This window comes from Catenuloplanes nepalensis, assembly GCF_030811575.1.
Classification (GTDB): domain Bacteria; phylum Actinomycetota; class Actinomycetes; order Mycobacteriales; family Micromonosporaceae; genus Catenuloplanes; species Catenuloplanes nepalensis.
In genome coordinates, this window is the sequence record NZ_JAUSRA010000001.1 from 6,435,338 (window position 1) to 6,458,551 (window position 23,214).

Annotated in this window: 24 protein-coding genes and 1 riboswitch; of the genes, 6 read left to right on the forward strand and 18 right to left on the reverse strand. The window is 71.7% G+C overall.

Features of this window, described 5'->3' with window-relative positions; genetic code table 11:
* Positions 1 to 9: 9 nt before the first annotated feature.
* Positions 10 to 1,371 carry a hypothetical protein gene (locus J2S43_RS27575; protein WP_306834073.1) on the forward strand — a complete coding sequence of 454 codons (1,362 nt, stop codon included), beginning with the start codon at positions 10 to 12 and terminating at the stop codon, positions 1,369 to 1,371.
* On the opposite strand, the gene J2S43_RS27580 is transcribed toward J2S43_RS27575, so the two are convergent.
* Positions 1,348 to 2,271: an LLM class F420-dependent oxidoreductase gene (locus J2S43_RS27580; RefSeq protein WP_306834075.1), complete on the reverse strand. Its 924-nt coding sequence runs from the start codon at positions 2,269 to 2,271 to the stop codon at positions 1,348 to 1,350. The two genes, J2S43_RS27575 and J2S43_RS27580, sit on opposite strands and share 24 nt — an antisense overlap.
* A gap of 93 nt (positions 2,272 to 2,364) precedes the next feature.
* On the opposite strand from J2S43_RS27580, the gene J2S43_RS27585 reads away from it, so the two are divergent.
* Both J2S43_RS27585 and J2S43_RS27590 read left to right on the forward strand, forming a co-directional pair.
* The gene (locus tag J2S43_RS27585; protein WP_306834078.1) at positions 2,365 to 3,141 is read left to right on the forward strand and encodes an SAM hydrolase/SAM-dependent halogenase family protein; all 777 of its coding nucleotides are present in this window, start codon (positions 2,365 to 2,367) and stop codon (positions 3,139 to 3,141) included.
* Positions 3,142 to 3,337: 196 nt separating this feature from the next.
* Positions 3,338 to 4,177, forward strand: coding sequence for a DNA-formamidopyrimidine glycosylase family protein (locus J2S43_RS27590; RefSeq protein WP_306834079.1), 840 nt, complete (start codon positions 3,338 to 3,340; stop codon positions 4,175 to 4,177).
* On the opposite strand, the gene pspM is transcribed toward J2S43_RS27590, so the two are convergent.
* From pspM to rimO, 6 genes are all read right to left on the reverse strand, one after another.
* Positions 4,107 to 4,913 (reverse strand): phage shock envelope stress response protein PspM, encoded by an 807-nt coding sequence (gene pspM / locus J2S43_RS27595; RefSeq protein WP_306834081.1) that lies wholly within the window; start codon positions 4,911 to 4,913, stop codon positions 4,107 to 4,109. The genes J2S43_RS27590 and pspM overlap by 71 nt on opposite strands.
* A 5-nt stretch (positions 4,914 to 4,918) precedes the next feature.
* Positions 4,919 to 5,788: a PspA/IM30 family protein gene (locus J2S43_RS27600; protein WP_306834083.1), complete on the reverse strand. Its 870-nt coding sequence runs from the start codon at positions 5,786 to 5,788 to the stop codon at positions 4,919 to 4,921.
* 221 nt (positions 5,789 to 6,009) lie between these two features.
* The gene (locus J2S43_RS27605) at positions 6,010 to 6,438 is read right to left on the reverse strand and encodes a helix-turn-helix domain-containing protein (protein ID WP_306834085.1); all 429 of its coding nucleotides are present in this window, start codon (positions 6,436 to 6,438) and stop codon (positions 6,010 to 6,012) included.
* A gap of 390 nt (positions 6,439 to 6,828) precedes the next feature.
* A complete protein-coding gene (locus J2S43_RS27610; RefSeq protein ID WP_306834086.1) occupies positions 6,829 to 7,332 on the reverse strand; it encodes a CinA family protein in 504 nt (167 codons plus the stop codon).
* Positions 7,325 to 7,975 carry a CDP-diacylglycerol--glycerol-3-phosphate 3-phosphatidyltransferase gene (pgsA, locus tag J2S43_RS27615; RefSeq protein WP_306834088.1) on the reverse strand — a complete coding sequence of 217 codons (651 nt, stop codon included), beginning with the start codon at positions 7,973 to 7,975 and terminating at the stop codon, positions 7,325 to 7,327. The genes J2S43_RS27610 and pgsA overlap by 8 nt, the downstream gene beginning before the upstream one ends.
* The gene (rimO, locus tag J2S43_RS27620) at positions 7,975 to 9,438 is read right to left on the reverse strand and encodes a 30S ribosomal protein S12 methylthiotransferase RimO (RefSeq protein ID WP_306839481.1); all 1,464 of its coding nucleotides are present in this window, start codon (positions 9,436 to 9,438) and stop codon (positions 7,975 to 7,977) included. Before rimO ends, pgsA begins: the two co-directional genes overlap by 1 nt.
* Before the next feature lie 98 nt (positions 9,439 to 9,536).
* A riboswitch (guanidine-III (ykkC-III) riboswitch) is annotated at positions 9,537 to 9,602 on the forward strand.
* 16 nt (positions 9,603 to 9,618) lie between these two features.
* Between rimO and J2S43_RS27625 the strand changes: the two genes are divergently transcribed.
* From J2S43_RS27625 to J2S43_RS27635, 3 genes are read left to right on the forward strand one after another with little or no spacing between them, the layout of a single operon-like run.
* Positions 9,619 to 9,933 carry a DMT family transporter gene (locus J2S43_RS27625; RefSeq protein ID WP_306834090.1) on the forward strand — a complete coding sequence of 105 codons (315 nt, stop codon included), beginning with the start codon at positions 9,619 to 9,621 and terminating at the stop codon, positions 9,931 to 9,933.
* Positions 9,934 to 9,964: 31 nt separating this feature from the next.
* Positions 9,965 to 10,633, forward strand: coding sequence for a helix-turn-helix transcriptional regulator (locus J2S43_RS27630; RefSeq protein WP_306834092.1), 669 nt, complete (start codon positions 9,965 to 9,967; stop codon positions 10,631 to 10,633).
* 32 nt (positions 10,634 to 10,665) lie between these two features.
* Entirely contained in the window at positions 10,666 to 11,151 is a 486-nt protein-coding gene (locus J2S43_RS27635; protein WP_306834094.1) for a DUF3291 domain-containing protein, read from the forward strand.
* Positions 11,152 to 11,296: 145 nt separating this feature from the next.
* Here J2S43_RS27635 and J2S43_RS27640 read toward each other — a convergent pair whose 3' ends face one another.
* From J2S43_RS27640 to J2S43_RS27690, 11 genes are all read right to left on the reverse strand, one after another.
* Positions 11,297 to 13,864 carry an FtsK/SpoIIIE family DNA translocase gene (locus J2S43_RS27640; protein ID WP_306834096.1) on the reverse strand — a complete coding sequence of 856 codons (2,568 nt, stop codon included), beginning with the start codon at positions 13,862 to 13,864 and terminating at the stop codon, positions 11,297 to 11,299.
* A 74-nt stretch (positions 13,865 to 13,938) separates the two neighbouring features.
* Entirely contained in the window at positions 13,939 to 14,340 is a 402-nt protein-coding gene (locus J2S43_RS27645; RefSeq protein ID WP_306834098.1) for a DUF2784 domain-containing protein, read from the reverse strand.
* 240 nt (positions 14,341 to 14,580) lie between these two features.
* A complete protein-coding gene (locus J2S43_RS27650; RefSeq protein WP_306834100.1) occupies positions 14,581 to 16,116 on the reverse strand; it encodes a S1 family peptidase in 1,536 nt (511 codons plus the stop codon).
* Positions 16,117 to 16,282: 166 nt separating this feature from the next.
* A complete protein-coding gene (locus J2S43_RS27655; RefSeq protein WP_306834102.1) occupies positions 16,283 to 16,474 on the reverse strand; it encodes a DUF397 domain-containing protein in 192 nt (63 codons plus the stop codon).
* 103 nt (positions 16,475 to 16,577) lie between these two features.
* Positions 16,578 to 16,766 (reverse strand): DUF397 domain-containing protein, encoded by a 189-nt coding sequence (locus J2S43_RS27660; protein ID WP_306834104.1) that lies wholly within the window; start codon positions 16,764 to 16,766, stop codon positions 16,578 to 16,580.
* A 78-nt stretch (positions 16,767 to 16,844) separates the two neighbouring features.
* The gene (locus J2S43_RS27665) at positions 16,845 to 17,741 is read right to left on the reverse strand and encodes a helix-turn-helix domain-containing protein (RefSeq protein WP_306834106.1); all 897 of its coding nucleotides are present in this window, start codon (positions 17,739 to 17,741) and stop codon (positions 16,845 to 16,847) included.
* 84 nt (positions 17,742 to 17,825) lie between these two features.
* On the reverse strand, positions 17,826 to 18,023 hold the full coding sequence (locus tag J2S43_RS27670) for a hypothetical protein (RefSeq protein ID WP_306834109.1): 198 nt from the start codon (positions 18,021 to 18,023) through the stop codon (positions 17,826 to 17,828).
* A 195-nt stretch (positions 18,024 to 18,218) separates the two neighbouring features.
* Complete coding sequence (locus J2S43_RS27675; RefSeq protein ID WP_306834110.1) at positions 18,219 to 19,904, reverse strand: ribonuclease J; 1,686 nt, start codon at positions 19,902 to 19,904, stop codon at positions 18,219 to 18,221.
* 71 nt (positions 19,905 to 19,975) lie between these two features.
* Positions 19,976 to 20,887, reverse strand: a complete 912-nt coding sequence (dapA, locus tag J2S43_RS27680) for a 4-hydroxy-tetrahydrodipicolinate synthase (protein WP_306834114.1) — start codon at positions 20,885 to 20,887, stop codon at positions 19,976 to 19,978.
* A 174-nt stretch (positions 20,888 to 21,061) separates the two neighbouring features.
* Positions 21,062 to 21,814 (reverse strand): FAD-dependent thymidylate synthase, encoded by a 753-nt coding sequence (gene thyX / locus J2S43_RS27685; protein WP_306834116.1) that lies wholly within the window; start codon positions 21,812 to 21,814, stop codon positions 21,062 to 21,064.
* 102 nt (positions 21,815 to 21,916) lie between these two features.
* On the reverse strand, positions 21,917 to 22,627 hold the full coding sequence (locus tag J2S43_RS27690; RefSeq protein ID WP_306834118.1) for a DUF2752 domain-containing protein: 711 nt from the start codon (positions 22,625 to 22,627) through the stop codon (positions 21,917 to 21,919).
* Positions 22,628 to 23,214: the final 587 nt, after the last annotated feature.

The window sequence follows — 23,214 nt, forward strand, 5'->3', positions numbered from 1 at the left end:
ATCCGGGGCGTGGCTTTGACGGCATCGCGGGCACTGGTCCGGCAGACCGAGCGCTGGTTCGTGCGCCGGGGCGTCCCGTTCATGATCGAGGATTACGACTTCCGGCGGCATGTGCTCCCCCGCATGCTGCCGTTCCTGGCGTTCGTCTCGGTCACCAGCCTGCTCTGGCTGGTGCGTCAGTGGGCCGACCAGGCGTACTGGTGGTGGGTGCTGGCCGGCACGCTGGCCGTCGGCGTGGCGGTGTGGACCGGGCTGACCGCGTTCGGCCGGCGGCTGCCCCGGTTCTCCCGCCGGACCGCCGGCGCGATCCTGGTCTGCTACGCCGTGATGCCCCTCGTCGTACCCGCGCTGGAGTTCTTGATCTCCAAGTCGAACTCGTCACCCGACGTCGGCGTGGGCGAGCGGATCGGCGCGCACAGCACGACGTTCGCCGGCGCGGTGGCCGCGTTCCTGGGCATCTTCGCGGTGCTGTTCGCGGCCGCCTGGCTGGCCACCTCGTACGGCGTGGTGCCACTGATCCGGCGCGGGCTGCGGCACGCGGTGCACGACATGCGCAACAGCGTGCGGATCCAGGGCCGGGCGCTGCCCACGCTGCTGTTCGTCACGCTGTTCTTCTTCTTCACCGGCGAGCTGTGGCAGGCGATGGACCGGCTGCCCTGGGCCCGGGTCTGGGCCGTGGTGCTGCTGTTCGCGGCCGTGACCGTGCTGGCCACGGCGACCCGGCTGCGGGACGAGATCGGCCGGGTGGAGCAGGATCTGCACCCGGCCCGGCTGAGCAAGGACTGCCGCCGCACGCCGCTGGCCGAGCTGCCGATGGAGGAGATCGTGCCGGACGGCGCGCTGCGCCCGGTCGCGCTCACCGGTCAGCAGGTCGGCAACCTGCTGCTGATGCTGGCCACCCGGCAGCTGGTCCAGGCGACCGTGGTCGGCGTCGGGCTGTTCACGTTCTTCCTGACGCTCGGCCTGCTGGTGGTGCTGCCGGAGACCGCGGAGCAGTGGATCGGGGCCGAGCCGCAGACGTCCGCGGTGCTGTTCGGCGTGCCGTTGGCGCTGGTCCGCAACGCGCTGCTGCTGGCCGCGTTCGGCAGCATGTACTTCGCAATCACGTCGATGAGCGACACCGAGCACCGGCGCCAGTTCTTCGCACCGATCCTGGACGAGGTGGAGCGCACGCTCGCGGTCCGCGCGGTCTACCTGGCGGTCCGCGACATCGTCCTGCCCAGGACGACCCCGGACCTCACGGCGAAGCCGGCCGCCACCCCGGACGCGAAACCGGACCCGGACGCGAAACCGCACTCGAACGCGAAACCGGGCCCGCCGCGACAGCCGGCGAGCCCGGAGGCGGTCTCAGACGTGCGGAGCGATCTCTGACGCGACCAGGTCCAGGTGGTCCAGGTCGGACAGGTCCAGCATCTGCAGGAACATCCGGGTCGCGCCGAGCTCCTTGTACTCCTGGATGCGCTCGATGACCTGCTCCGGCGTACCCGCGGCGCCGCCGTTGCCGCGCATCTCCTCGACGTCCCGGCCGATCGCGGCGGCCCGGCGGCGCACCTCCGCGTCGTTCCTGCCGACGCAGAGCACCACGGCGGCGGAGAGCGTCGGCAGTTCGGCCCGGCCGGCCTCGGCGCACGCGGCGCGCACCCGGTCGAAGGCCAGGCCCGCGTCCGGGACCTTGACGAACGCCACGTTGTACTCGGCCGCGTACCTCGCGGCCAGCGCCGGCGTCCGCTTCTTACCGCTGCCACCGATGATGATCGGCATCGGCGACTGGACCGGCTTCGGCAGCGCGGGCGAGTCCTTCAGCTGGTAGTGCCTGCCGGAGTACGAGTACGTCTCGCCGGCCGGCGTCCCCCACAGCCCGGTGATGATCTCCAGCTGCTCCTCGTACCGGTCGAAGCGCTCGCCGACCGGCGGGAACGGGATGCCGTACGCGGTGTGCTCGGCCTCGAACCAGCCGCTGCCCAGGCCGAACTCGACCCGGCCGCCGCTCATCTCGTCCACCTGCGCCACGCTGACCGCCAGCGGCGCCGGCAGCCGGAACGTCGCGGACGTGACCAGCGTGCCGAGCCGGATCCGGGACGTCTGAAGCGCGATCCCGCCCAGCGTCACCCACGAGTCGGTCGGTCCGGGCAGGCCGGTGCCACCCATCGAGAGATAGTGGTCGGAGCGGAAGAACGCGTCGAAGCCGTTCTCCTCGGTGCGCTGGGCCACTCGCAGCTGGTCCGCGAAGCTGGCGCCCTGCTGCGGTTCGGTGAAGATACAGAGCCTCATGGCCACTACTCTGCCACCCGGATCATCCCCCGGCCGCGCATCCGGAGGTCGCGCCCTGTGCAGAAGCCGTGACGCGGGATTACGGTGCCATGCATGGCGGGCTATGACTGGATCAGTCTCACCACCGACTACGGGCTCTCCGACGGGTTCGTCGCCTCGTGCCACGGCGTGATCGCCCGGATCGCGCCGGCGGTCCGGGTCATCGACGTCACACACGCGGTCGCGCCCGGCGACATCCCCCGGGCCGCGTCCGTGCTGGCCCAGACCGTGCCGCACCTGCCGCCGGCCGTGCACGTGGCGGTGGCCGGGCCGGGCACGCTCCGCCCGATCGGCGTGCGCACGCCCGGCGGCGTGCTGGTCGGCCCGGACAACGGGCTGCTGCCCTGGGCCTCGGCCGCGCTCGGTGGCGCCGAGACCGCGGTGGCGCTGACGAACGCGGAGTGGTTCCTGCCGTCGGCCTCCGGCACGCTGCCCGGCCGCGACGTCTACGCACCGGCCGCCGCGCGGATCGCGGCCGGTGCACCGCTCACCGACGCCGGTCCGGAGATCCCGCTCGCGGACGTGGTGCGGTTGCCCGATCCGGTGGTGGCGAGCGGCGACGGCTGGCTGGAGGCGGAGGTGACCACGATCGACCGGTTCGGCAACGTGCAGCTCGCCGCGGGCGCGGACGCGATCGGCACGCTGGCCGACCGGCTGGTGGTCGGGGGCGTGAAGGCGGTCCGCGGCGCCACCATCTCGGACGCGCCGCGCGGCGCCCTGGTGGTCTACGTGGACTCCGCGGGCCGGATCGCGGTCGCGGTGCACGGCGGCCGGGCCGCGGTGGTGCTCTCGGTCGTCCCCGGCGACCTCGTCCGCGTGGTCCGCGCCTGATCGCCCCCTCTCGTGAGCCAGGCGTCCCCATGTCGTCAGCGCGACCTCGGCGTCAGGGTCGATTGCGACGGCGAAGCCCTATATCGCGGAGTGCCCGTGCGGCCCACGGCGCCAAGACCCTTGCGCCGAAAGCTCAGTAGAGCGACATGGGGGACGCCTGGATCACGGTTCGCGGGCCGTGCCGGAGAATGAGGCAATGCCCGAAGGCGACACGGTCTGGAACACCGCCCGCGTGCTCAACCGCGCTCTCGCGGGCCGCCGGCTCACCGCCTCGGACTTCCGGGTACCGGCGCTGGCCACCGAGTCGCTGGCCGGCTGGACCGTGACCGAGTCGGCCGCCCACGGCAAACACCTGCTGCTGCGCCTGCTCGAGGCGGCGGACGGCCGCACGCTGACGCTCCACTCACATCTGCGGATGGACGGCGCCTGGCGGGTCTACGCGACCGGCGAGCGCTGGGCCGGCCGGCCCGCGCACCTGATCCGGGTGGTACTGCGCACCACTGAGAGCGTGGCGGTCGGCTACCACCTGCACGAGCTGACGCTGGTCCCCACCGAGCGGGAGGGTGAGCTGGTCGGCCACCTCGGACCGGATCTCCTCGGCACGGACTGGGACGCGGCCGAGGCTGTCCGCCGGATCGAGGCGGCACCGGACCGGGAGGTCGGCGAGGCGCTGCTCGACCAGCGCAATCTGGCCGGCATCGGCAACCTCTACAAGTGCGAGCTGCTGTTCCTGCGCGGCGTCGACCCGTGGACCCCGGTGCGCGACGTCCCGGACCTGCCGGGCATGGTCGCGCTCGGGCAGCGCCTGCTCGCGTCGAACCGGGGCCGCTGGCTGCAGACCACCACCGGCTCGCTGCGCAAGGCCGAGGCGAACTACGTCTACGGCCGCCGCGCGCAGCCCTGCCGCCGCTGCGGCACCGCGATCGCCAAGCACGCGCCGGACGGCGAGACCGCGGCGGAACGCATCACCTACTGGTGCCCCCGCTGCCAGCCGGGGCCGGGCCCGGCGGGCGCAGCTCGGTCAGCGCGTCGGTGACACCGCGGAGCAGGTCCGCGGCCTCGGTCAGCCGGCTCGCGGTGCCGGCGTCGCCGAGGTGGGCGCCGGCCCGGGCGTCCTCCGCGACGTAGCCCGCCGCGGCCGCGACCAGCGTCTCGAACGCGGTGACGCCCTCGGTCAGCTGACCGAGCAGCGTGCGGTGCGCCTCCTCCAGGCTCGCGCGGCCGTCCGGCGGTGCGAAACGCAGCGCGCGCTCCACGCCGGCCAGCCGGTGTGCGAGGTCACGCAGCGAGGCCTCGGCGGACGCGGCCTCGGGTAGCACCGCGGCACCGTGGCCGGTGAGGCGCGGCGCCAGGCCGGTCAGCGTGCCGGCCGCACGGTCCAGCCGGAGCCAGGGGTCGACCGCGGCCGACCCCTTCAGCTCCGCGCGGGCCCGCTGACGGCGAAACTCCTGCAGCGCGGTGCGACCGGCCGGGAACTGCTCGACCATCGCGGTGAGCCGGGCCTGCCGCGCCGAGGCGATCGCGGCCGGGTCCAGCGCGGGCGGGAGCGGCTCGGCGTGGTGCCGGCGCAGGTCGGCCCACCGCCAGGCGGCGAGCACGACCGAACCGCCGGCCGCCGCGGCCCAGGCGGCGTCCGGGAGGCCAAGCCCCATGTACGGCGTGAGGATCGCCGCCGCGCCGCTGAGCGTGCCACCGAGCACACTCCACCGGCGGGCGGCGCCGCGCAGCTTGCGCGACTGCCGCAGGTACCGAGACCGCTCGTCCGCCGCCATCGTGATCAGCCCGCGGCGCTCGCGTCGCCGGTCTTCTTGTCCCGGGCCATGCTCGCGCGGATCTCGTCGAGCCGGGCCACGTGCGCCTGGTTCTCGGTCGGCGCGGCCTCCGCGGCCGGCGTCGCCGTCTGGCCGGACGCGCCGCCCAGCTGGTTGCCGGCCATGCTGGCGCGGATCTGGTCGAGCCGGGACTCGCCGGCCAGGTCCAACGTCGACTTCTGCACCTCGAGCATGCGGCCCTCGACCGAGTTGGACGCGAGCTCGGCCCGGCCCATGGCGGTCGCATACCGCTTCTCGATCTTCTCACGGACCTCGTCCAGCGAGGGCGTGTTGCCCGGCGCCTGCAGCGACGACATCGACTCCAGCGACTTCGCCACCGTCTCCTGCATCTTGGCCTGCTCCAGCTGGCTGAGCAGCTTGGTCTGCTCGGCCAGCCGCTGCCGGAGGATCATGGCGTTGTTCTCCACGGCCTGGCGGGCCTGACCGGCCGCGGCCAGCGACTGGTCGTGGAGCGTCTTGGTGCTCTCCATGGTCTGCTCGGCGGAGACCAGCTCGGTGGCGAGCGTCTGCGCGGTCTGCTCGTACTTCTGGGCCTCCGCCTCGTCGCCCTCGGCGCGCTTGCGGTCGGCCAGCACCAGCGACTGCCGGGCCATGCCCTGGAGCCGCTCGACCTCGGACATCTGCCGGGAGAGCTTCATCTCCAGCTGACGCTGGTTGCCGATCACCGCGGCGGCCTGCTGGACCAGCCGCTGGTGCTGGCGCTGGGCCTCCTCGATCGCCTGCTGGATCTGCACCTTGGGATCGGCATATTCATCGATCTTGGCGCCGAACAGCGCCAGAAAGTATCGCCAGCCCTTGACGAACGGGTTCGCCATAATCGCGCTATCCCCTCGGTGTCTTCACGTCTCGCCCGCACGGGCCGGGTGGGTTTCCCGGTCCGACACGACGGCGGGCCGCGCAGTGCGGCACGGTCTCCATCGTGGCAGGTGAAAACCAGCCCGTCATGCGACCTCGGGGGGATATCAGGGTGCCCCCGATCCCACGAGATTACGCCTGGTCTCCAAGCGGAGACCAGGCGTGTGAGACGGTGGGCCGCTCAGGCGGCGTAGATCACGTCGCGGCCGCGGTCGCCCGGACGGGGCGTGCGGGTCGCGCGGAGCGTGGCCTTGAGTGGGGTGTCCTGGCGGACCGAGACGGAGACGTCGCCCTCGGCGCGCACCTGGCGGATCGGGTGATCCTCGGCCGGCGACTTCGCGTCGTCCTGCACCGGCACCAGCACGCCCTGCATCTGCTCGGCGAGCGCCATCGTGTCGGCGACCTCGCGCAGCACCTCGGAGAGCTGAGCGCCGAGCGCGTCGCAGATCGCGGCCAGCAGCTCGCTGGACGCCTCTTTCTGCCCTCGCTCGATCTCGGAGAGGTATCCCAGGCTCATGTTGGCCGCGGTCGACACCTCGCGCAGGGTCCGGTGCTGTCCCTGCCGGCGCGCACGAAGTGCATCACCGATCACCCGGCGTAGCAGGACCATCGCACCTCCTCCTGCGAGGGCCTCCCGCAAGCGCCGGAGGCTTCCCGCAACCGTACCCGTTGGTCGTGGGTACTGACATCTCACCCCGCCGCCGAAGCGACGGTGCCACCCCGGAGGGTGGCCCCAGTCTACGGAGCGCCGCGCCGGCTTCGCGGCCCGCGCGGACAACCACCCGCGAAATACCCCAACCGCCGAAAATCAAAGATCATTCCCGGGTACGCGCAGCGTGTGATGCCCGCACCCGCACTACCTCGCCCCGCGCCGTCACCAGCCGCGAGAGCCACGCCCGCCACCACCGGACACCCCGCTCCGGCGCCCGAGCGTCACGCACGGTCCCGGCGCGTTCGCTACAAGCGTGATCGCCCCATCTCCCTTGACGGACGGCCCTCGCTATGCCACCGCCCGCGGCAGCACACTCACCCCGAGTCGGTCCGCCAGCAGCCGCAGCGCCTCGGTGACCGTGCTCACCCGGATCGCCGCCCGGTCGCCGGTCAGGCCGAGCCGCCGCACCTCGGTACCGCCCGGCCCGGCCACGGCCACGTAGACCAGCCCGACCGGCATCCCGTCCTGCGGCTCCGGCCCGGCCACGCCCGTGGTGGCCAGCCCCCAGTCCGCGTCGCACCGCGCACGCACGCCCTCGGCCAGCGCGGCCGCCACGTCCGGGTCGACCGGGCCGCGCTCGGCCAGCAGCGGCGCGGACACGCCGGCCAGCGTCGCCTTCAGCTCGGTCGCGTAGACCACGAAGCCGCCCCGGAACGCCGCGCTCGCGCCGGGCACGTCCACCAGCGTGGACGAGACCAGGCCGCCGGTGAGCGACTCGGCGGCCGCGACGGTCTGGCCGGCCCGGGTCAGCGCGTGGACCACCGCGGCGGCGACGGACGAATCCTCAGGCACCCAGGTCTCCCTCCCGGACGACGGCGCGCGGCGGGGCCGGGCGGCGGGCGGCGAGGCGCAGCCGGATCGCCTGGCGCACGTAGTCGACACCCGTGATCACGGTGACCGCGACGGCCGCCCACATGACCCACGCCGCGATCGTATCCAGCCAGGACGGGAGCGGGCAGAGATACAGCGCGATCGCCAGCGTCTGCAGCGCGGTCTTCACCTTGCCGCCGCGGCTGGCCGCGATCACGCCGTACCGGATCACCCAGAACCGGAGCAGCGTGATGCCCCACTCCCGGACGAGTATCACCGCGGTGGCCCACCAGGGCAGCAGGTCGTAGAGGGAGAACAGCACCAGCGCGGCGCCGGTCAGCGCCTTGTCCGCGATCGGGTCCGCGACCTTGCCGAGCCGGGTGACGTAGCCGAATCGCCGGGCCACCCAGCCGTCGACGAAGTCGGTCAGCGACGCGACCAGGAACACCACGGCCGCGATCACCTGGAGGAAGGACTCGTCGAACCCGGACCAGACCACCAGCACCACGAAGACCGGCACCAGCATGAGCCGGACCAGGGTGAGGATGTTGGCCGGGTTGTGGATCGGCGCCTCCGGGGCCTCCGTGGCCTCCGTGGCGACGGGCGTCGGGTCACCCGACGGCATCACCGGACGGCCGCCGCTGAGATCATCTCGGTGGGCACGGCGATCAGGTCCACGCCCTCGGTGCCGGTCACGGTCGCGCGCACGAAGTCACCGGGCCGTAGCGCGCCGACGTCCACACCCCGGTCGCCGGCCACCAGCATGGTCGAGCCGTCGACCTCCGGGGCCTGGTGGTGGGCGCGGCCCTCGACCTCGCCGTCGGAGATCGAGTCGACCAGCACCTCGACCGTGCTGCCGATCCGCTCCTCGGCGCGCTGGTTGACCAGCTCGTCGACGAGCGCGACGACCTCGTCGTACCGCCGCTTGATGGTGCTCTTGCGGACCTTGCCGGTCATGCCGGCGGCCTCGGTGCCGTCCTCGTCGCTGTAGTCGAAGACGCCGGCCGCGTCCAGCCGGGCCTCGGTCAGGAAGCGGATCAGTTCGTCCACGTCCGCCCGGGTCTCGCCGGGGAAGCCGACGATGAAGTTGCTGCGCGCGCCCGCCTCCGGCGACAGCTTCCGCGCGGAGGCGAGCAGGTCCAGGAACCGGTCGGTGGAGCCGAACCGGCGCATCCGCCGCAGCACCGGCTCGCTGGAGTGCTGGAACGACAGGTCGAAGTAGGGCGCGACGCCCGGCGTGTTCGCGATCGCCTCGACCAGGCCGGGCCGGGTCTCCGCGGGCTGCAGGTAGCTGGCCCGGACCCGGACGATGCCGGTCACCGCGGCCAGCTGCGGGAGCAGCTTCTCCAGCAGGCGCGGGTCGCCCAGATCCTTGCCGTACGACGTCGAGTTCTCGCTGACCAGGACCAGCTCGCGGACGCCGGTGCCGGCCAGCCACTCGGCCTCGGCCAGCAACTCGTCCGGCTTGCGGGAGACGAACGCGCCGCGGAACGTCGGGATCGCGCAGAACGCGCACTTGCGGTCGCAGCCGCTGGCCAGCTTCAGCGAGGCGACCGGCCCGGACTCCAGCCGGCGGCGCAGCACCGGGCGCAGGTGCGCGGGCGTGGCCGCGTCGACCACCGAGTGGCCCGGGACCACGACCGTGGTGTCCCGGCGCGCGACCGGCGTGATCGGCAGCAGCTCACGGCGGTCGCGCGGCGTGTGCGCGTCCAGCTTCTCGCCGTTGAGCACCGCGTTCAGCCGGGCGGAGATGTCCGGGTAGTCGTCGAAGCCGAGCACGGCGGACGCCTCGGGCAGGCTCTGCGCGAGGTCCTTGCCGTAGCGCTCGGACATGCAGCCCGCGGCGACGACCTTGGCACCGGTCTCGTGCGCGGCGAGCAGCGTGTCGATCGAGTCCTGTTTCGCCTTCTCTACGAAGCCGCAGGTGTTGACCAGGACGACGTCCGCGTTCTCCGCGTCCGTGCCGACCTGCCAGCCCTCCGCGTCGAGACGGGCGGCCAGCTCCTCGGAGTCGACCTCGTTACGGGCGCACCCCAGAGTGAGCATGGCGACGCGCCGGCTGGGAGAAGAAGGTGTTACAGACACCAGCCGAGGGTACCGGCATGCCCGCCGATACCTCGAAGTCGCCCGTGAGGTGCTTCACCAGGGTGGCCGCCACCGCGGACGGTTGCTACTGTCAGTGACGTGACGCCCGCGCTTCGCGGCCGTCCCGGACGAGTGCGGTCGTACCCGGTCTTGCAAAGACGGCCGTTGGAGTGGTGACTCGTCATGGCTTGGTTCATTCTCATCGTCTCCGGCGTCCTCGAGACCGTCTGGGCGATCGCGCTGGAGAAGAGCGACGGCTTCTCGCGCCGGCTCCCCACCTCGATCTTCGGGGTCGCGCTCGTGCTCAGCATGGCCGGTCTCGGCTACGCCCTGCGCACGATCCCGGTCGGCACCGGTTACGCGGTCTGGGTCGGGATCGGCGCGGTCGGCACCGCGATCGTCGGCATGACCGTGCTGGGCGAGTCCGCCTCGCTCCCCCGGATCCTCTGCCTGATGCTGGTCATCTGCGGCGTCGCCGGGCTCAAGTTCTTCCACTAAGACCAACGGGCGTTGGTCATACGATGGCGCGATGGACGACTCAGGCCTCACCGCCGTCTCCGCGCTGACCGACGGCGTGCGGCGCGCAGCCTACCGCGAGGTGATCTCGGCGGGCGGCGTGCCGGTCGGCCGGGACGAGGTCGCGGCCGCGCTCGGCGTGGGCCGCACGCTCGCGGCCCACCACCTCGACAAACTGGTGGACGCGGGGCTGCTGGAGGTCACCTACGCGCGTCGCACCGGCCGTTCCGGGCCGGGCGCGGGCCGGCCGGCGAAGCTCTACCGGGTGGCCGCGGCCGAGCACGAGGTGAGCGTGCCGCCGCGCGCCTACCGCACCGCGGCCGAGTTGCTGGCGGAGGCGGTCGAGCGGACGGGTGCGGACGTCGCGCTCTTCGACGCGGCCCGCGCGCACGGCCGCGCCGCCCCCTCAGCGGCTTCCGCGGCTTCCGCGGCTTCCGCGGCAGAGGTGCTGGCCGCGCACGGATACCTGCCGCATGAGGAGGACGGCCGGATCGAGCTGCGCAACTGCCCGTTCCACCGGCTGGCCGGGCAGTTCCCGCCGTTGATCTGTGGCATGAACCTGGCGATCGTCGAAGGACTGCTGGAGGGCCACGGTCTGGACGCGGCTTGGGAGGCGCGGATGGACGCGGCACCGGGTCGCTGCTGCGTCACACTTTCCAACTCTAAAAACAAATCTGATTGACTATAGAGGCGGTCAGTGATGAGCTGTGTCACATGACCGGCTATCACCTCGCCCACTTCAACGCCGCCCGCCTCCGCGCGCCGCTGGACGACCCGGCCATCGCCGGCTTCGTCGCGGGCCTCGGTCCGATCAACGCGCTGGCCGACCGCTCACCCGGCCTCGTCTGGCGGCTGGCCGAGGGGCCCGCCGGCGACGCCACCACGGTTCGGCCGGCCGAGCCGGACGTGATCGTCACGCTGTCGGTGTGGGAGTCGCTGGAGGCGCTGCGAGCATTCACCTACCAGAGCGAGCACCTCGACTACCTCCGGCAGCGGCGGGACTGGTTCGTCCCGCTCGGCTACCGCGCGTCGCTGGTGCTCTGGTGGATCCCGGCCGGCACGCTCCCGACGCCGGAGGAGGGCGTGGCCCGGCTGCGCGCGCTCGGCGCGAACGGCCCGTCGCCGGACGCGTTCACGTTCCGCGCGCCGTTTCCCGCCCCCACCGATGCGGGCCCGTCACCGCTCCCGCTCCACGCATGATCGGGAGGTCCTTCGTGCCGGTCTACCGAGGGCCGACGATTCGTGATTCAGGCGTCGTCCAAGTCGTCAGAACGACGTGAATCAGGCAGGCAGTCCTGACGCCGGACGCTCGGTAACGACATGGGGGACGCCCCGATCACGGAACCTAGGGGCGCAGCGCGGCCAGGGCCTCTTCCAGCTCGTCCGGCTTGATCAGGACGTCGCGGGCCTTGGAGCCCTCGGACGGGCCGACGATCCCGCGGGACTCCATCAGGTCCATCAGGCGGCCGGCCTTGGCGAAGCCGACGCGCAGCTTCCGCTGAAGCATCGAGGTCGAACCGAACTGGCTGGTCACCACCAGCTCGATCGCCTGCAGCAGCAGGTCGAGGTCGTCGCCGACCTCCTCGTCGATCTGCTTCCTCGGATCCGCGACCGCCTCGGTCACGTGCGCCTTGAACTCCGGCTCGCGCTGGTCCTTGCAGAACTTCACCACCGCGGCGATCTCCGCCTCGGTGATCCACGCGCCCTGGATCCGGGTCGGCTTCGACGCGCCCATCGGCAGGAACAGGCCGTCGCCGCGGCCGAGCAGCTTCTCCGCGCCGGGCTGGTCCAGGATGACCCGGGAGTCGGCCAGCGACGAGGTGGCGAACGCCAGGCGGGACGGCACGTTCGCCTTGATCAGGCCGGTGACCACGTCCACGGACGGCCGCTGGGTGGCCAGTACCAGGTGGATGCCGGCCGCGCGGGCCAGCTGGGTGATCCGCACGATCGAGTCCTCGACGTCGCGCGGCGCCACCATCATCAGGTCGGCCAGCTCGTCCACGATCACCAGCAGATAGGGGTACGGCTTCAGCTCCCGCTCCACACCGGGCGGCGCCGTGATCTCACCGTTGCGCACCTTGCGGTTGAAGTCGTCGATGTGCCGGACCCCGTTCGCCGCGAGGTCGTCGTAGCGCATGTCCATCTCGCCGACGACCCACTCCAGCGCGGTCGCGGCCTTCTTCGGGTCCGTGACGATCGGCGTGACCAGGTGCGGGATGCCCTCGTAGGAGGTCATCTCCACGCGCTTCGGGTCGATCAGCAGCAGCCGCACCTCGTCCGGCGTGGCCCGGGTCAGGATCGAGACCAGCAGCGAGTTCAGGCAGGAGGACTTGCCCGCGCCGGTCGCACCCGCGATCAGGATGTGCGGCATCTTCGCCAGGTTCGCCACCACGAACCCGCCCTCGATGTCCTTGCCGAGCGCGGCGATCATCGGGTGGTCGTTCGACGTGGCATTGTACGACCGCAGCACGTCGCCGAGCGCGACGTTCTCCGGGTCCGAGTTCGGGATCTCCACGCCGACCGCGGACTTCCCCGGGATCGGGCTGAGGATCCGCACGTCCGCGGACTTCACGGCGTAGGCGATGTTGCGGGACAGCTGGGTGATCCGCTCGACCTTGACACCGCGGCCGAGCTCCACCGCGTACCGCGTGACGGTCGGGCCCCGGGTGAAGCCGGTGACCTGCGCGTCCACGCCGAACTGGTCGAACACGCCCTCCAGCGCCGCGGTGATCTCCTCGTTGGCCTTGCTGGCCTTCTTCGCGGCCGCGCCCGCGAGCAGCAGATCCGGCGGCGGCAGCTTGTAGTCGCCCTCGATCGCGGTGATCGCCAACTGCTCCGCGCGGGTCGGCGGCGCGGGCGAGTGCTCCGGCGCGACGATCTTGCCGGACGCCTTCTTCAGCTTGGTGATCTTCGGCAGCGCGACCGTGTCGTGCATGTCGTCGAGCAGCTCGTCGAACCCGTCGTCCGGGACCGGCGGCGGGGGCGGCGGCGCGTCCATCGACTCGTCGGCCGCGGCGTCCACGTGCGAGCCGGCCTTACGGCGGGCGGCGCGGCGGCGCGCGGGCCGCGGCGGCTCGTCCTCGTCCTCGGCCTCGTTGTCGTCCGGTTCCTCGTCGTCGAGGTCGTGACGGGAGCGGCCACCGGCCGGGCGGCCACCGGCGAACGCCTCGAACAGGTCACCGAGCCGCTCCGGGATCTTGTTGATCGGCGTGGCCGTCACCACCAGCACACCGAAGAGCAACAGCAGGACCAGCAGCGGTACGGCCACCCACGGCGTCACGGCCGCGACCAGCAGGGCGCCCACGCCGTAGCCGATCAGGCCGCCGGCGTAGTCGAGCTGCTGGTCGCTGACCGGGCGCTGGGCCACGTGCAGCAACGCGTCGCTGGCGACCAGCACCGCGGTCCAGCCGACCAGGCCGCTGCCGCGGTGCTCCGGATCGGACGGCTCGCGCATCAGCCGGAACGCGCCGTAGAAGAGCAGCAGCGGGATCGCTATCGAGACCGCGCCGAAGAAGAGCCGGATCGTGTCCGCGAGCCAGGCGCCGACCGGGCCGGCCGACTCGAACCAGACCGCGACCGCGATCAGGATGGCCAGGCCGAGCATGAGCAGCCCGGTGCCGTCCCGGCGATGCGCCGGGTCCAGGTCGCGGGCGCTGGCGGCGCCGCGGCCGACCTGGCGCACGCTCCAGCCGACGCCGTTGGCCACGAACATCCACAGTGCGCCGAGCCCGCCGGCCGCGATCAGCAGCGGGTTGACGCTGCTCCGCCGGGCGCGCGGCGCGGGGCGCCGGGCGGCCGGTTTCCGGGCCGCGGGCGTGCGGGCGCGCGACGACGCCGGGGTCCGCGAGGAGGATGTGCCCGTCCGCGCCGCCGGCGTGGTCCGCCGCTTCGCCGGAGAGGTACGACCTGCCATTAGGCCACGGTAACGGCGACGCGCCGGTCCGGCCGGTCTATTCGCCGCGTGTCACTCGCTTCGAGATCTCACTCTCACCGATATGTCGCGGCTTGCCCGGAAATGCGCGCCTGCTGCTGCGCCCGCCGGCGTCGCCATCGCAGCACGAACCCGGTCCAGGAGACGACGACGACGGCCCCCAGCACGATCCGGGCCGTCCACACGTGATCCTCGGGATAGATCACACCCGTCAGGTAACGGTCGATGAACCCGGTGTCCGGCACGGACTGACCCGCGCCGGCGCGCGCCCAGCGCTCCAGATCGGTCAGCGGGCAGGTCAGCGACGCGACCACGACGGTGACACCCCACCCGGCCGTGATCAGGTGCAGCCAGATCGTCCGCGGCCACCACCACGCGAGGTAGCCACCCACCGCCAGGTACGCCAGGAACCCGAAGTGCAGCACCAGAGCGACCACGACCAGCACTTCATAGCCCACGCCGCCACGGTAGCGCCTCACACCACTTCGCCACGCCACCGCAACCGAGGCATCACCGCGGGTTTGCCGCCACCACCCACCCGACTTGCAGGGAGGAGCGCCAGCGACGACCGGTGCCCGCGGGAGCATGCGGACCGCACCACGCCGGAAGCGGGAAAATCTTGATCTTGGTTGAAAAAGGGAGTCAGCGCGAGGCGGCTGACCCGTTGACCGCCTCGCGCCGACGTTTCTGAGTGACTCCTAGTTCACCGCGAACTGAAGATCGAAGTCGCCGGTGCCGGAGGCGGAAGCGACACGGTAGCGGTAGTTGCCGGCCGCACCCTCGAAGGTGAGCGTCTCGGCGCCGGAGTCCGTGGCGGCGCGGGCGACGGTCACCCAGCGGCCGCCGTTCACCTGCTGCTGCAGGTAAAGGTCGAAGTCGGCACCCTGAGGCGAGGTCAGACAGGCCGCGTGCGTGCCGGCCGGGGCCCGGAAACGGACGACGTCACGGCGCTGACCGGGCCGGTTGATCGTGCCGTCCCGCGCCACGCTCCCCTCGGCGTCACAGCCGACACCCTCGGCCGGTGGCGTGGTCGGCTCGACGGTCGGCGGGGTCCCGGCGTCGCCCGTGGTGACCAGCGTCAGGTTGTTCCTCTCCAGGATCTCGGCGACCGGCTGGAAGAACGTGACGCCGCCGCGGGTGCAGTCGCCGGAGCCGCCGGACGTGACGCCCTGCGCCTGGTCACCGGAGATGAACGAGCCGCCGGAGTCGCCCGGCTCGGCGCAGACGCTGGTCCGGGTGAGGCCGGTGACCGTACCCTCGGCGTAGTTGACCGTGGCGTTCAGCGCCTGGACCTCGCCGCAGTGCAGGCCGGTGGTGGAGCCGGAGCGGCAGATGGACGCGCCGACCGGCGCGACCTCGGCGCCGGCGACCGGCAGCACGCCGCCGCGGTAGTCGTTGACCGAGGCGGTCGGCGTCCAGTCCGCGTTCGTCCGGACGACCGCGAAGTCGTCGCCGGGGAACGAGGAGACCGCGAACTCGCCCTGCGGCGCGCTGTTCACGCCGCGGGTGTCCGCGCCGGCCTGGCCGCAGTGGCCGGCCGTGACGAAGCCACCGACGACCGCGAAGCCGATCGAGCAGCGGGCGGCACCGAGTGTGTACGCGTCGCCTCCGACGATGTCGAAGAGCGGCTTCGGCGCCTCCTGGCTCGTCTCGACCCGCACGGTGGCCGCGTCCACGCCGCTGGCCTTCGCGAAGTCCTGTGCGGTCGCCTCCACGTCCGCGACGTCCGCGCGGGCCAGCACGACCACGGTGTTGCCGGACGGGTCGACGTACCAGCCGGGGATCGACTCGGCGGCCTCGTTCGCGTTCGTGTCCAGCGCGGCCTTGACCTGGTCGAGCGTGGCCGAGCTGTGCGCCACGATCTTCGGCTCGGCGCCGGCCGCCCGGATCTCGTCCGCGAGCGCCCGGTCGGTGACCGCGATCGTCAGCGTGTCCGCGTCGTCGTTCAGCCAGGCACCGGCCCAGGCGGCACCGGCGGCGGCCTTGACGGTGCGGACCGCCTCCGTGGCCTTCCGCTCGGCCGCGAGCCGGTCCGTGGCCTGCTCGGTGGTCAGGCTGAAGTCGCGGGAGAGCGCGGCCAGGACCTCGGGCCCGGCGAGCGCACGGTCGACACTCACGTCGTCGCCCGCCTTCTCCCGCGCGCCGGTGCCGGCGAACGCGGGGAACGTCAGCGCCACTGCGGCGCCCGCGGTGGCGATGACCGCGGCCGTGCTGAGTGCTCGCCTTCGATCCATTCGTCTACTCCTTACCTGACTCCCCCGCCGGAACGCCGCGACGACGTCAGGCGGGGGTACGGGGGTGGGGTCAGGAATGGATTAACGGATCGATCGTGGGGAAAGTCACCACCCTTTCGGTGAACCGCCCGAGCGGGGAATGCGTATGACGGACGTTTGATCTCCGTCAGCAGAACCTGTCGATCTTTTCGAGCAGGGCCTGCCACGCCCCCACCGAAAAGATCAGCACCGGGCCGGCCGGATCGGTGCTGTTCCGGACACGCGTTCCGGCATTCCCGTTCGCGACCTCCACGCAGGAACTGGTGTCGCATCGCGTGCTACGCCGCCAGGCCACGTGGGCCACCTCAACGCTTGCCATGTCGGCCTCCTCCAATCAGAACACTCAATGTAATGAATTGCTTACGGAACGCGAAAGGGTGCGGCCGCATCAGCGCGGCCGCACCCTTTGCCGGGAATCCCCGTCAGACCATATTCTCTAGCTTGAGCATGTCGAGAAACGCATGCCACTCGGATGCGGAAAAGCGCAGGACCGGCCCGGACGGATTCTTTCCGTCGCGCAGGCCGATCACGCCTTGCGATAGATCGGACACCTCGACGCACGAAGCGGTGTCACAATAGGTGCTTTTGCGCCATTGTGCAGCTGAATTCATATGGACCCCTCGATAACATCAGTACTGCGGACCGATGGAACTTCCACTCGGCCACTCTGCCACTAGGCCACTAGGCCTCTAGGCAGAGTGCCGCTGCCTGTCTAGCAGGGTCCGGAGCCTCAGCACACAACTTTCAATCAAACGAGCCGACACGTCGGGTGGGAAGCTCGCCTCCCAGGCCTGTTCGAAGATCTCCCGGTACCGGTGGATCGTGGCCAGCGAGTGATGCATCGAATCGCCCCAGCCCTCCTCCTGATAGAGGAAGACGTCCTCCTCGTCCGGCAGCTCGAGGATGGTGAAGGAGCCCAGCATCACGAGCTTGACCGCGTCGGAGAAGGGCACGAAACGCACCGTCACCCGCTCCTGCCGGATCTTCTCCAACAGGTACTCCAGTTGCTCCGCGAAGACCTCGGCGCCGCCGACCTCCCGGTGCAACACGGACTCGTCCAGGATCAGCAGGTATTTCGGCGGATCCGGCACCTCGAACAGGCTCTCGCCGCGCCGGGTGCGCAGTTCGACGCGCACCTTCATATCGGCGTGCGGAATGTCGCCGGCCCAGAAATGCTGGATCCAGCCCGCATAGGCGCGTGTCTGCAGGACGCCCGGAATGAGCGTCGCCTGGAACACCCGGATCGCGGTCGCCTCCGACTCGAACTGCAGCAACTGCAGCATCGCCGGGCTCAGATGCTCGCGGTACTCCGCCGTGGTCCACCAGCGCTGCCGGCGACTGGCCTTCGCGTCCTCGATCAGCTGCGCGATGCGCCGTGGATCGGCGATGCCGAGCAGCGCGAGCGCGGCGCGCAGATCCGTGGTGGAGATGCTGACATCGCCGCTCTCGATGCGCTGAACCTTGGAGAGCGACCACTCCAGCGCATCCGCCACCTGCTGCTGCGTCAGCTTCCGGCGCTGGCGTGCGTTGCGCAGCGCCAGCCGGACTCGGCGGCGGGCGACCGCGGGCGGGTCCTGCGCGGTCATCCGGGCGCCCGGACGATGCCCCCACCGGCCGACACCGATCGTGTCTGCCGTATGGCCGGTAGGGACACCGCAATCTGCACCGGCTCAGCCCTCGCCGATCGTGCGCGCCCAGGTGGGCGTGCGCCGGTCCACCGGGGCGCCGACCGGAATCGGAGAATCCCGGCCGGCGGCCCGCGGCAGCCGGGGATGCGAACGAACACGCAGGCAGGCGCCGCGGAGTGCGGCGACGGAGACGGCGACCGCGGTCGGCGCGCCGATCGCGAGATGCAACAGAACGGGCATGGCGACAGCTCCCCCTGCGAATCGGCACCCGGGCCCCTGCGGGCGCCGGGTGCCGATCGTTCCCCCCAGTGTGGTTTCCCCCCACTGAGGTCGAGTCAAGCAATAACTCGCCGTGATCGCCATAGGTCTATCTGCTGTATAGCGGATAGCGGCAAAGCCGTCGGCCGGTGCGAGTCACCCCGCACCGGCCGTCGATCACACCTCGACCACGTTCGGGACGATCATGGGGCGGCGGCGGTACGCCTCGTTCACCCAGCGGCCGACGATGCGCCGCACGATCTGCTGCAGCTGGTGCGGGTCGGTGATGCCGTCCGCGGCGGCCCGGTTCAGGCCGTCCGTGATCAGCGGCAGCACCGGGTTGAACGCCTGCGGGTCCTCGGAGAAGCCCTTGGCGGAGATCGCCGGGCCGCCGACCACCTTGCCGGTGACGGAGTCGACCACCACGGTCGCGGCGATGAAACCGTCGTTCCCGAGGATCTTGCGCTCGGTCAGCAACGACTCGCCGACGTCGCCCACAGCGAGGCCGTCGACGTAGATGTAGCGGTTCCCGGCGTGGCCGACCACGCGGGCGCGGCCCGCGACCAGGTCGACGATGTCGCCGTCCTCCGCGAGCACCACGTGCTCCGGCCTGAGACCGGACTCGACGCCGAGCCGGCCGTGCGCGCGCAGGTGCCGCCACTCGCCGTGCACCGGCATCAGGTTGCGCGGCTTCACCACGTTGAGCAGGTAGAGCAGCTCACCGGCGGGCGAGTGACCGGAGACGTGGACCTTCGCGACCTCCTTGTGAATCACGGTCGCGCCGGCCCGGGAGAGCCGGTTGATCACCCGGTAGACCGAGGTCTCGTTGCCCGGGACCAGCGAGCTGGCCAGCACCACGGTGTCGCCCGGGGCGATCGTGACGTGCCGGTGGTCGCCGGTGGCCATCCGGCCGAGCGCGCTCATCGGCTCGCCCTGCGAACCGGTGGACATCAGCACGATCTCGTTCGGCGGCAGGTTCATCGCCTCGTCCATCCCGACGACCAGCCGATCCGGGATGTGCAGCAGGCCGAGGTCGCGGGCGATCCCCATGTTCCGCACCATCGAGCGGCCGATGAACGCGACCTTGCGGCCGTGCTCGTGCGCCGAGTCCAGCACCTGCTGCACGCGGTGCACGTGCGAGGCGAAGCTGGCCACGATGATCCGGCCGCTCGCCTTGCCGAAGATCGAGTCGATGACCGGGCCGATCTCCCGCTCCGGTGAGACGAAGCCGGGGATCTCCGCGTTCGTCGAGTCGGAGAGCAGCAGGTCGACGCCCTCCGAGCCGAGCCGCGCGAACCCGGCCAGGTCGGTGATCCGGCCGTCCAGCGGCAGCTGGTCCATCTTGAAGTCGCCGGTGTGCAGCACGGTGCCGGCCGGCGTCTTGATCGCTACCGCGAGCGCGTCCGGGATCGAGTGGTTGACCGCGAAGAACTCGCACTCGAACGGCCCGAGCTTCTCGCTCCGGCCCTCCTGCACGGTCAGCGTGTACGGGTCGATGCGGCGCTCGGCCAGCTTCGCCTCGACCAGCGCCAGCGTGAACTGCGACCCGACGAGCGGAATGTCCTTCTTGTGGGCCAGCAGGTAGGGCACGGCGCCGATGTGGTCCTCGTGCCCGTGGGTGAGCACGATGGCCTGCACGTCGGCGAGCCGGTCCAGGATCGGGGTGAAGTCCGGCAGGATCAGGTCCACGCCGGGCTGGTCCACGTCGGGGAAGAGCACCCCGCAGTCGACTATGAGCAGTTTCCCGTCGTACTCGAAGACGGTCATGTTGCGGCCGATGGCGCCCAGCCCGCCCAGCGGGAGCACCCGGAGGGCTCCCTTGGGCAGCGGCGGAACGTGCACGGCGGTCTGGTCCGTGGTCACACCCCCACCACCAGAAGTTGAGCGCCAGACATCGTCGTACGGAGCGTCATGCAATCACCTCGGTGCGTTAATCATGCCGCCAACGTCACGCCGGCGGCCAGGCAATCGGCGCGCAACTGCGCCGTCTCGTCCTCGGTGGCATCCACCAGCGGCGATCGCACCGGCCCGGCCGGCAGGCCCAGGGCGTTGAGCCCGGCCTTGACCAGGATGGTGCCCGCGGTGCGGAAGATGCCCGTGTAGATCGGCAGCAACTGCCGGTGCAGGCGGAGCGCACCGGCGACGTCGCCACCCTCGAACGCCGCGATCAGCTCCTGGGTCTGCGCGCCGACGAAGTGGGTCGACGTGCCGACCACGCCGGACGCGCCGATCGACAGCCAGGGCAGCGTCGCCGCGTCCTCGCCGCTGTAGTAGGCCAGGTTCGTCCGGGCCAGCACCTCGGACGTGGCGAACAGGTCGCTCTTCGCGTCCTTCACGGCCACGATGTTCGGGTGGTCCGCGACGCGCAGCAGCGTCTCGGTCGCGATCGGTATGCCCGCCCGGTGCGGGATGTCGTAGAGCATCACCGGCAGCGCGGTCGCGTCGGCCACGGTGGTGAAGTGCCGGGCGACGCCGGCCTGCGGCGGCCGGTTGTAGTACGGCGTGACGACCAGCAGGCCGTCCGCGCCCGCCTTCTCGGCGGTGCGGGCCAGCTCCACGGTGTGCGCGGTGTCGTTCGTGCCGACCCCCGCGATGATCTGCGCGCGGTCACCGATCGCCTCCCGGACGACGCGGATCAGCGTCTCCTTCTCCGCCTCGGTGGTGGTCGGCGACTCGCCGCCGGTGCCGCTGAGCACCAGGGCGTCGTTGCGCTGCACGTCCACCAGGTGCGCCGCGAGCCGCTGCGCGCCGTCCGCGTCGAGCGAGCCGTCCGGGCGGAACGGCGTCACCATGGCCGTGATAACTCGTCCGAAGGGCCGCCGGGCGGCGCCGTGGTCGTGCGTCATGCACACAACCTAGCGGACGCCCGCTGACCGGCCCGAAGGCCTCTTCGCCTCCGGCCCGCGGCCCTCCCGACTTTTTTCAACCGGCGAGGGTACGCGGGAGAGCTTCTTTCGCCCGGCCACCGCCCCGGCGTGATGCTTTGTGGCCGGGGCGGGACGGATCGTGCGAAAAAACAGTTACGAGCGCTCGGCGTGCGGGCTGCCCGCGACCTCGGTGCCGTCCGGCAGCGTGCTGATCGTGAAGTCACCGAACACGTTCGGCGCCTTCTCGGTCAGCTGACGAAGGCACTCGACCGCCAGCTCGCGGATCTCCACGTCGGCCGCCTCCGTGGCGCGCAGCGCGATGAAGTGCCGCCACGCCCGGTAGTTGCCGGTCACCACGATCCGCGTCTCGACCGCGTTCGGCAGGATCGCACGCGCGGCCTGGCGGGCCTGCTTGCGGCGCAGCGTCGGGCTCTCCACGTCGGCGAACTTCGCCTCCAGGCCCTCCAGCAACTCGGTGTACGCCGCGAGGCTCGCGTCGGCCGCCTTGGCGAACATCGCGTGCAGCTCCGGGTCATCCTTGATCACGCCGGGCTCGACGAACGCGGCGTCGCGCTCCGGAACGTACCGCTGGGAGAGCTGCGAGTAGGAGAAGTGCCGGTGCCGGATCAGCTCGTGGGTGAGCGACCGGGAGATGCCGGAGAAGTAGAAGCTGACCGAGCCGTGCTCCAGCACGCTGAAGTGCCCGGTCTCCAGGATGTGCTCCAGGTAGCCCGCGTTCGTGGCGGTCTTCGGGTTCGGCTTCTTCCACGACTGGTAGCAGGCCCGGCCCGCGAACTCGGCGAGCGCCTGCCCGCCCTCGGCATCAGTGGACCACGCCACGCCGTCCGGCGCCTGGAACTGCGTCCACGCGATCAGCTGCACTTTTTGCGGGACGATTTCCGCCATATGTCCGAATCCCCCTTGGAAGGTCTCGCCAGAGGCTAGCGAAACCTGACAGCCCGGGCGAGGGCGGCCCGCGGACGAAGCCGCAACTCACATCTCATCGGCTCAAACGAAGAACCAGGTGAACGGTTCCCAGGGCAGGTTGCGGAGCACGGAGAAGGCGCCCCAGGCGGCCAGGAACCAGATCAGCGACCGGGACGAGGGCTCCCAGCTGGGCAGACGCCAGCCGAACAGCGCTTTTCCGGCCCAGGCGACGTAGAGGTAGGCCACGAACGGGACCGCGAAGAGCAGCACCGCGTGGTGCCGGGCCGCGTTCGCGATGTCGCCGTGCATCATGAACCAGACCGCGCGCGTGCCGCCACAGCCGGGGCAGTCGAAGCCGGTCAGGTACTTCACGATGCAGCTGGGGGTCGCGTTCGCGTCGGCCGCGGCCGGGTCGGCCCAGAGCACGTAACCGGCGGCGGCGGAGACGCAGCCGAACACGGCGAGCGGTGCCAGCCAGCGGGGGGTGCGCGCGTGGATGCGGGTGACGAGCCGGGTGAGGCGGTCTGGCCGCGGAGGCACGTATCCCGGCGGATATGCCGGATACGTCCCGTCCGGTCCGAGCGGATATGCCGGATACGTCCCGTCGGGGTTCGGCTGGTACGCGGAATACGTCGCGTCCACACCCGGCTGGTGGGGCGGGTGCGTCCCGGCCGGCGAAGCCGGATGCGTCCCGACCGGCGCGGTCTGCGCGGCCACGCCGGTGCCGTCCGCCGGGTGCGGCGACGTAGTGTCCACGAACCTCGAATCCGCCTGCGACGGCTCGCCGCTCATGCCCTGTCTCCCGTCTCGCCGAACCCGCCTCCCAACCTACCCCCGCCCCGCGACCCCCACGACGTCGCGGACCCGGCACGACGTCGCGGACCCGACACGACGCCGGGCCCCGGCACCCCTCGGCGTCACCCGCGGCCGGGCCGCGACAGTGGATCGTCCCGCTGGTCGGGCGATCAACGGGCGACGCGGTGTTGCCGGCCCCTGGACTGGCGGCCCGGGGACCGGCAGCCCGGGGACCGGCAGCCCGGGGACCAGCAGCCCGGGGACCAGCAGCCCGGGGACCAGCAGCCCGGGGACCAGCAGCCCGGGGACCAGCAGCCCGGGGACCAGCAGCCCGGGGACCAGCAGCCCGGGGACCAGCAGCCCGCAGGCTGGCAGCCCGGGGACCGGCAGCCCAGGGACCAGCAGCCCAGGGACCGGCAGCCCAGGGACCGGCAGCCGTGACTGGCGGCCCAGGGACCAGCAGCCCAGGGACCAGCAGCCCGGGGACCAGCAGCCCAGGGACCAGCAGCCCGGGGACCAGCAGCCCGGGGACCAGCAGCCCGCAGGCTGGCAGCCCAGGGACCGGCAGCCCAGGGACCGGCAGC

What these genes read in the sequence shown, in the direction of transcription:
- J2S43_RS27580 (WP_306834075.1), bottom strand. Translation starts at nt 2,271, where the DNA reads ATGAGGCTCTGTATCTTCACCGAACCGCAGCAGGGCGCCAGCTTCGCG.
- J2S43_RS27585 (WP_306834078.1), top strand. Translation starts at nt 2,365, where the DNA reads ATGGCGGGCTATGACTGGATCAGTCTCACCACCGACTACGGGCTCTCC.
- J2S43_RS27590 (WP_306834079.1), top strand. Translation starts at nt 3,338, where the DNA reads ATGCCCGAAGGCGACACGGTCTGGAACACCGCCCGCGTGCTCAACCGC.
- pspM (WP_306834081.1), bottom strand. Translation starts at nt 4,913, where the DNA reads ATGGCGGCGGACGAGCGGTCTCGGTACCTGCGGCAGTCGCGCAAGCTG.
- J2S43_RS27600 (WP_306834083.1), bottom strand. Translation starts at nt 5,788, where the DNA reads ATGGCGAACCCGTTCGTCAAGGGCTGGCGATACTTTCTGGCGCTGTTC.
- J2S43_RS27605 (WP_306834085.1), bottom strand. Translation starts at nt 6,438, where the DNA reads ATGGTCCTGCTACGCCGGGTGATCGGTGATGCACTTCGTGCGCGCCGG.
- pgsA (WP_306834088.1), bottom strand. Translation starts at nt 7,975, where the DNA reads ATGCCGTCGGGTGACCCGACGCCCGTCGCCACGGAGGCCACGGAGGCC.
- J2S43_RS27625 (WP_306834090.1), top strand. Translation starts at nt 9,619, where the DNA reads ATGGCTTGGTTCATTCTCATCGTCTCCGGCGTCCTCGAGACCGTCTGG.
- J2S43_RS27630 (WP_306834092.1), top strand. Translation starts at nt 9,965, where the DNA reads ATGGACGACTCAGGCCTCACCGCCGTCTCCGCGCTGACCGACGGCGTG.
- J2S43_RS27635 (WP_306834094.1), top strand. Translation starts at nt 10,666, where the DNA reads ATGACCGGCTATCACCTCGCCCACTTCAACGCCGCCCGCCTCCGCGCG.
- J2S43_RS27640 (WP_306834096.1), bottom strand. Translation starts at nt 13,864, where the DNA reads ATGGCAGGTCGTACCTCTCCGGCGAAGCGGCGGACCACGCCGGCGGCG.
- J2S43_RS27650 (WP_306834100.1), bottom strand. Translation starts at nt 16,116, where the DNA reads ATGGATCGAAGGCGAGCACTCAGCACGGCCGCGGTCATCGCCACCGCG.
- J2S43_RS27655 (WP_306834102.1), bottom strand. Translation starts at nt 16,474, where the DNA reads ATGGCAAGCGTTGAGGTGGCCCACGTGGCCTGGCGGCGTAGCACGCGA.
- J2S43_RS27660 (WP_306834104.1), bottom strand. Translation starts at nt 16,766, where the DNA reads ATGAATTCAGCTGCACAATGGCGCAAAAGCACCTATTGTGACACCGCT.
- J2S43_RS27665 (WP_306834106.1), bottom strand. Translation starts at nt 17,741, where the DNA reads ATGACCGCGCAGGACCCGCCCGCGGTCGCCCGCCGCCGAGTCCGGCTG.
- J2S43_RS27670 (WP_306834109.1), bottom strand. Translation starts at nt 18,023, where the DNA reads ATGCCCGTTCTGTTGCATCTCGCGATCGGCGCGCCGACCGCGGTCGCC.
- dapA (WP_306834114.1), bottom strand. Translation starts at nt 20,887, where the DNA reads ATGACGCACGACCACGGCGCCGCCCGGCGGCCCTTCGGACGAGTTATC.
- thyX (WP_306834116.1), bottom strand. Translation starts at nt 21,814, where the DNA reads ATGGCGGAAATCGTCCCGCAAAAAGTGCAGCTGATCGCGTGGACGCAG.
- J2S43_RS27690 (WP_306834118.1), bottom strand. Translation starts at nt 22,627, where the DNA reads ATGAGCGGCGAGCCGTCGCAGGCGGATTCGAGGTTCGTGGACACTACG.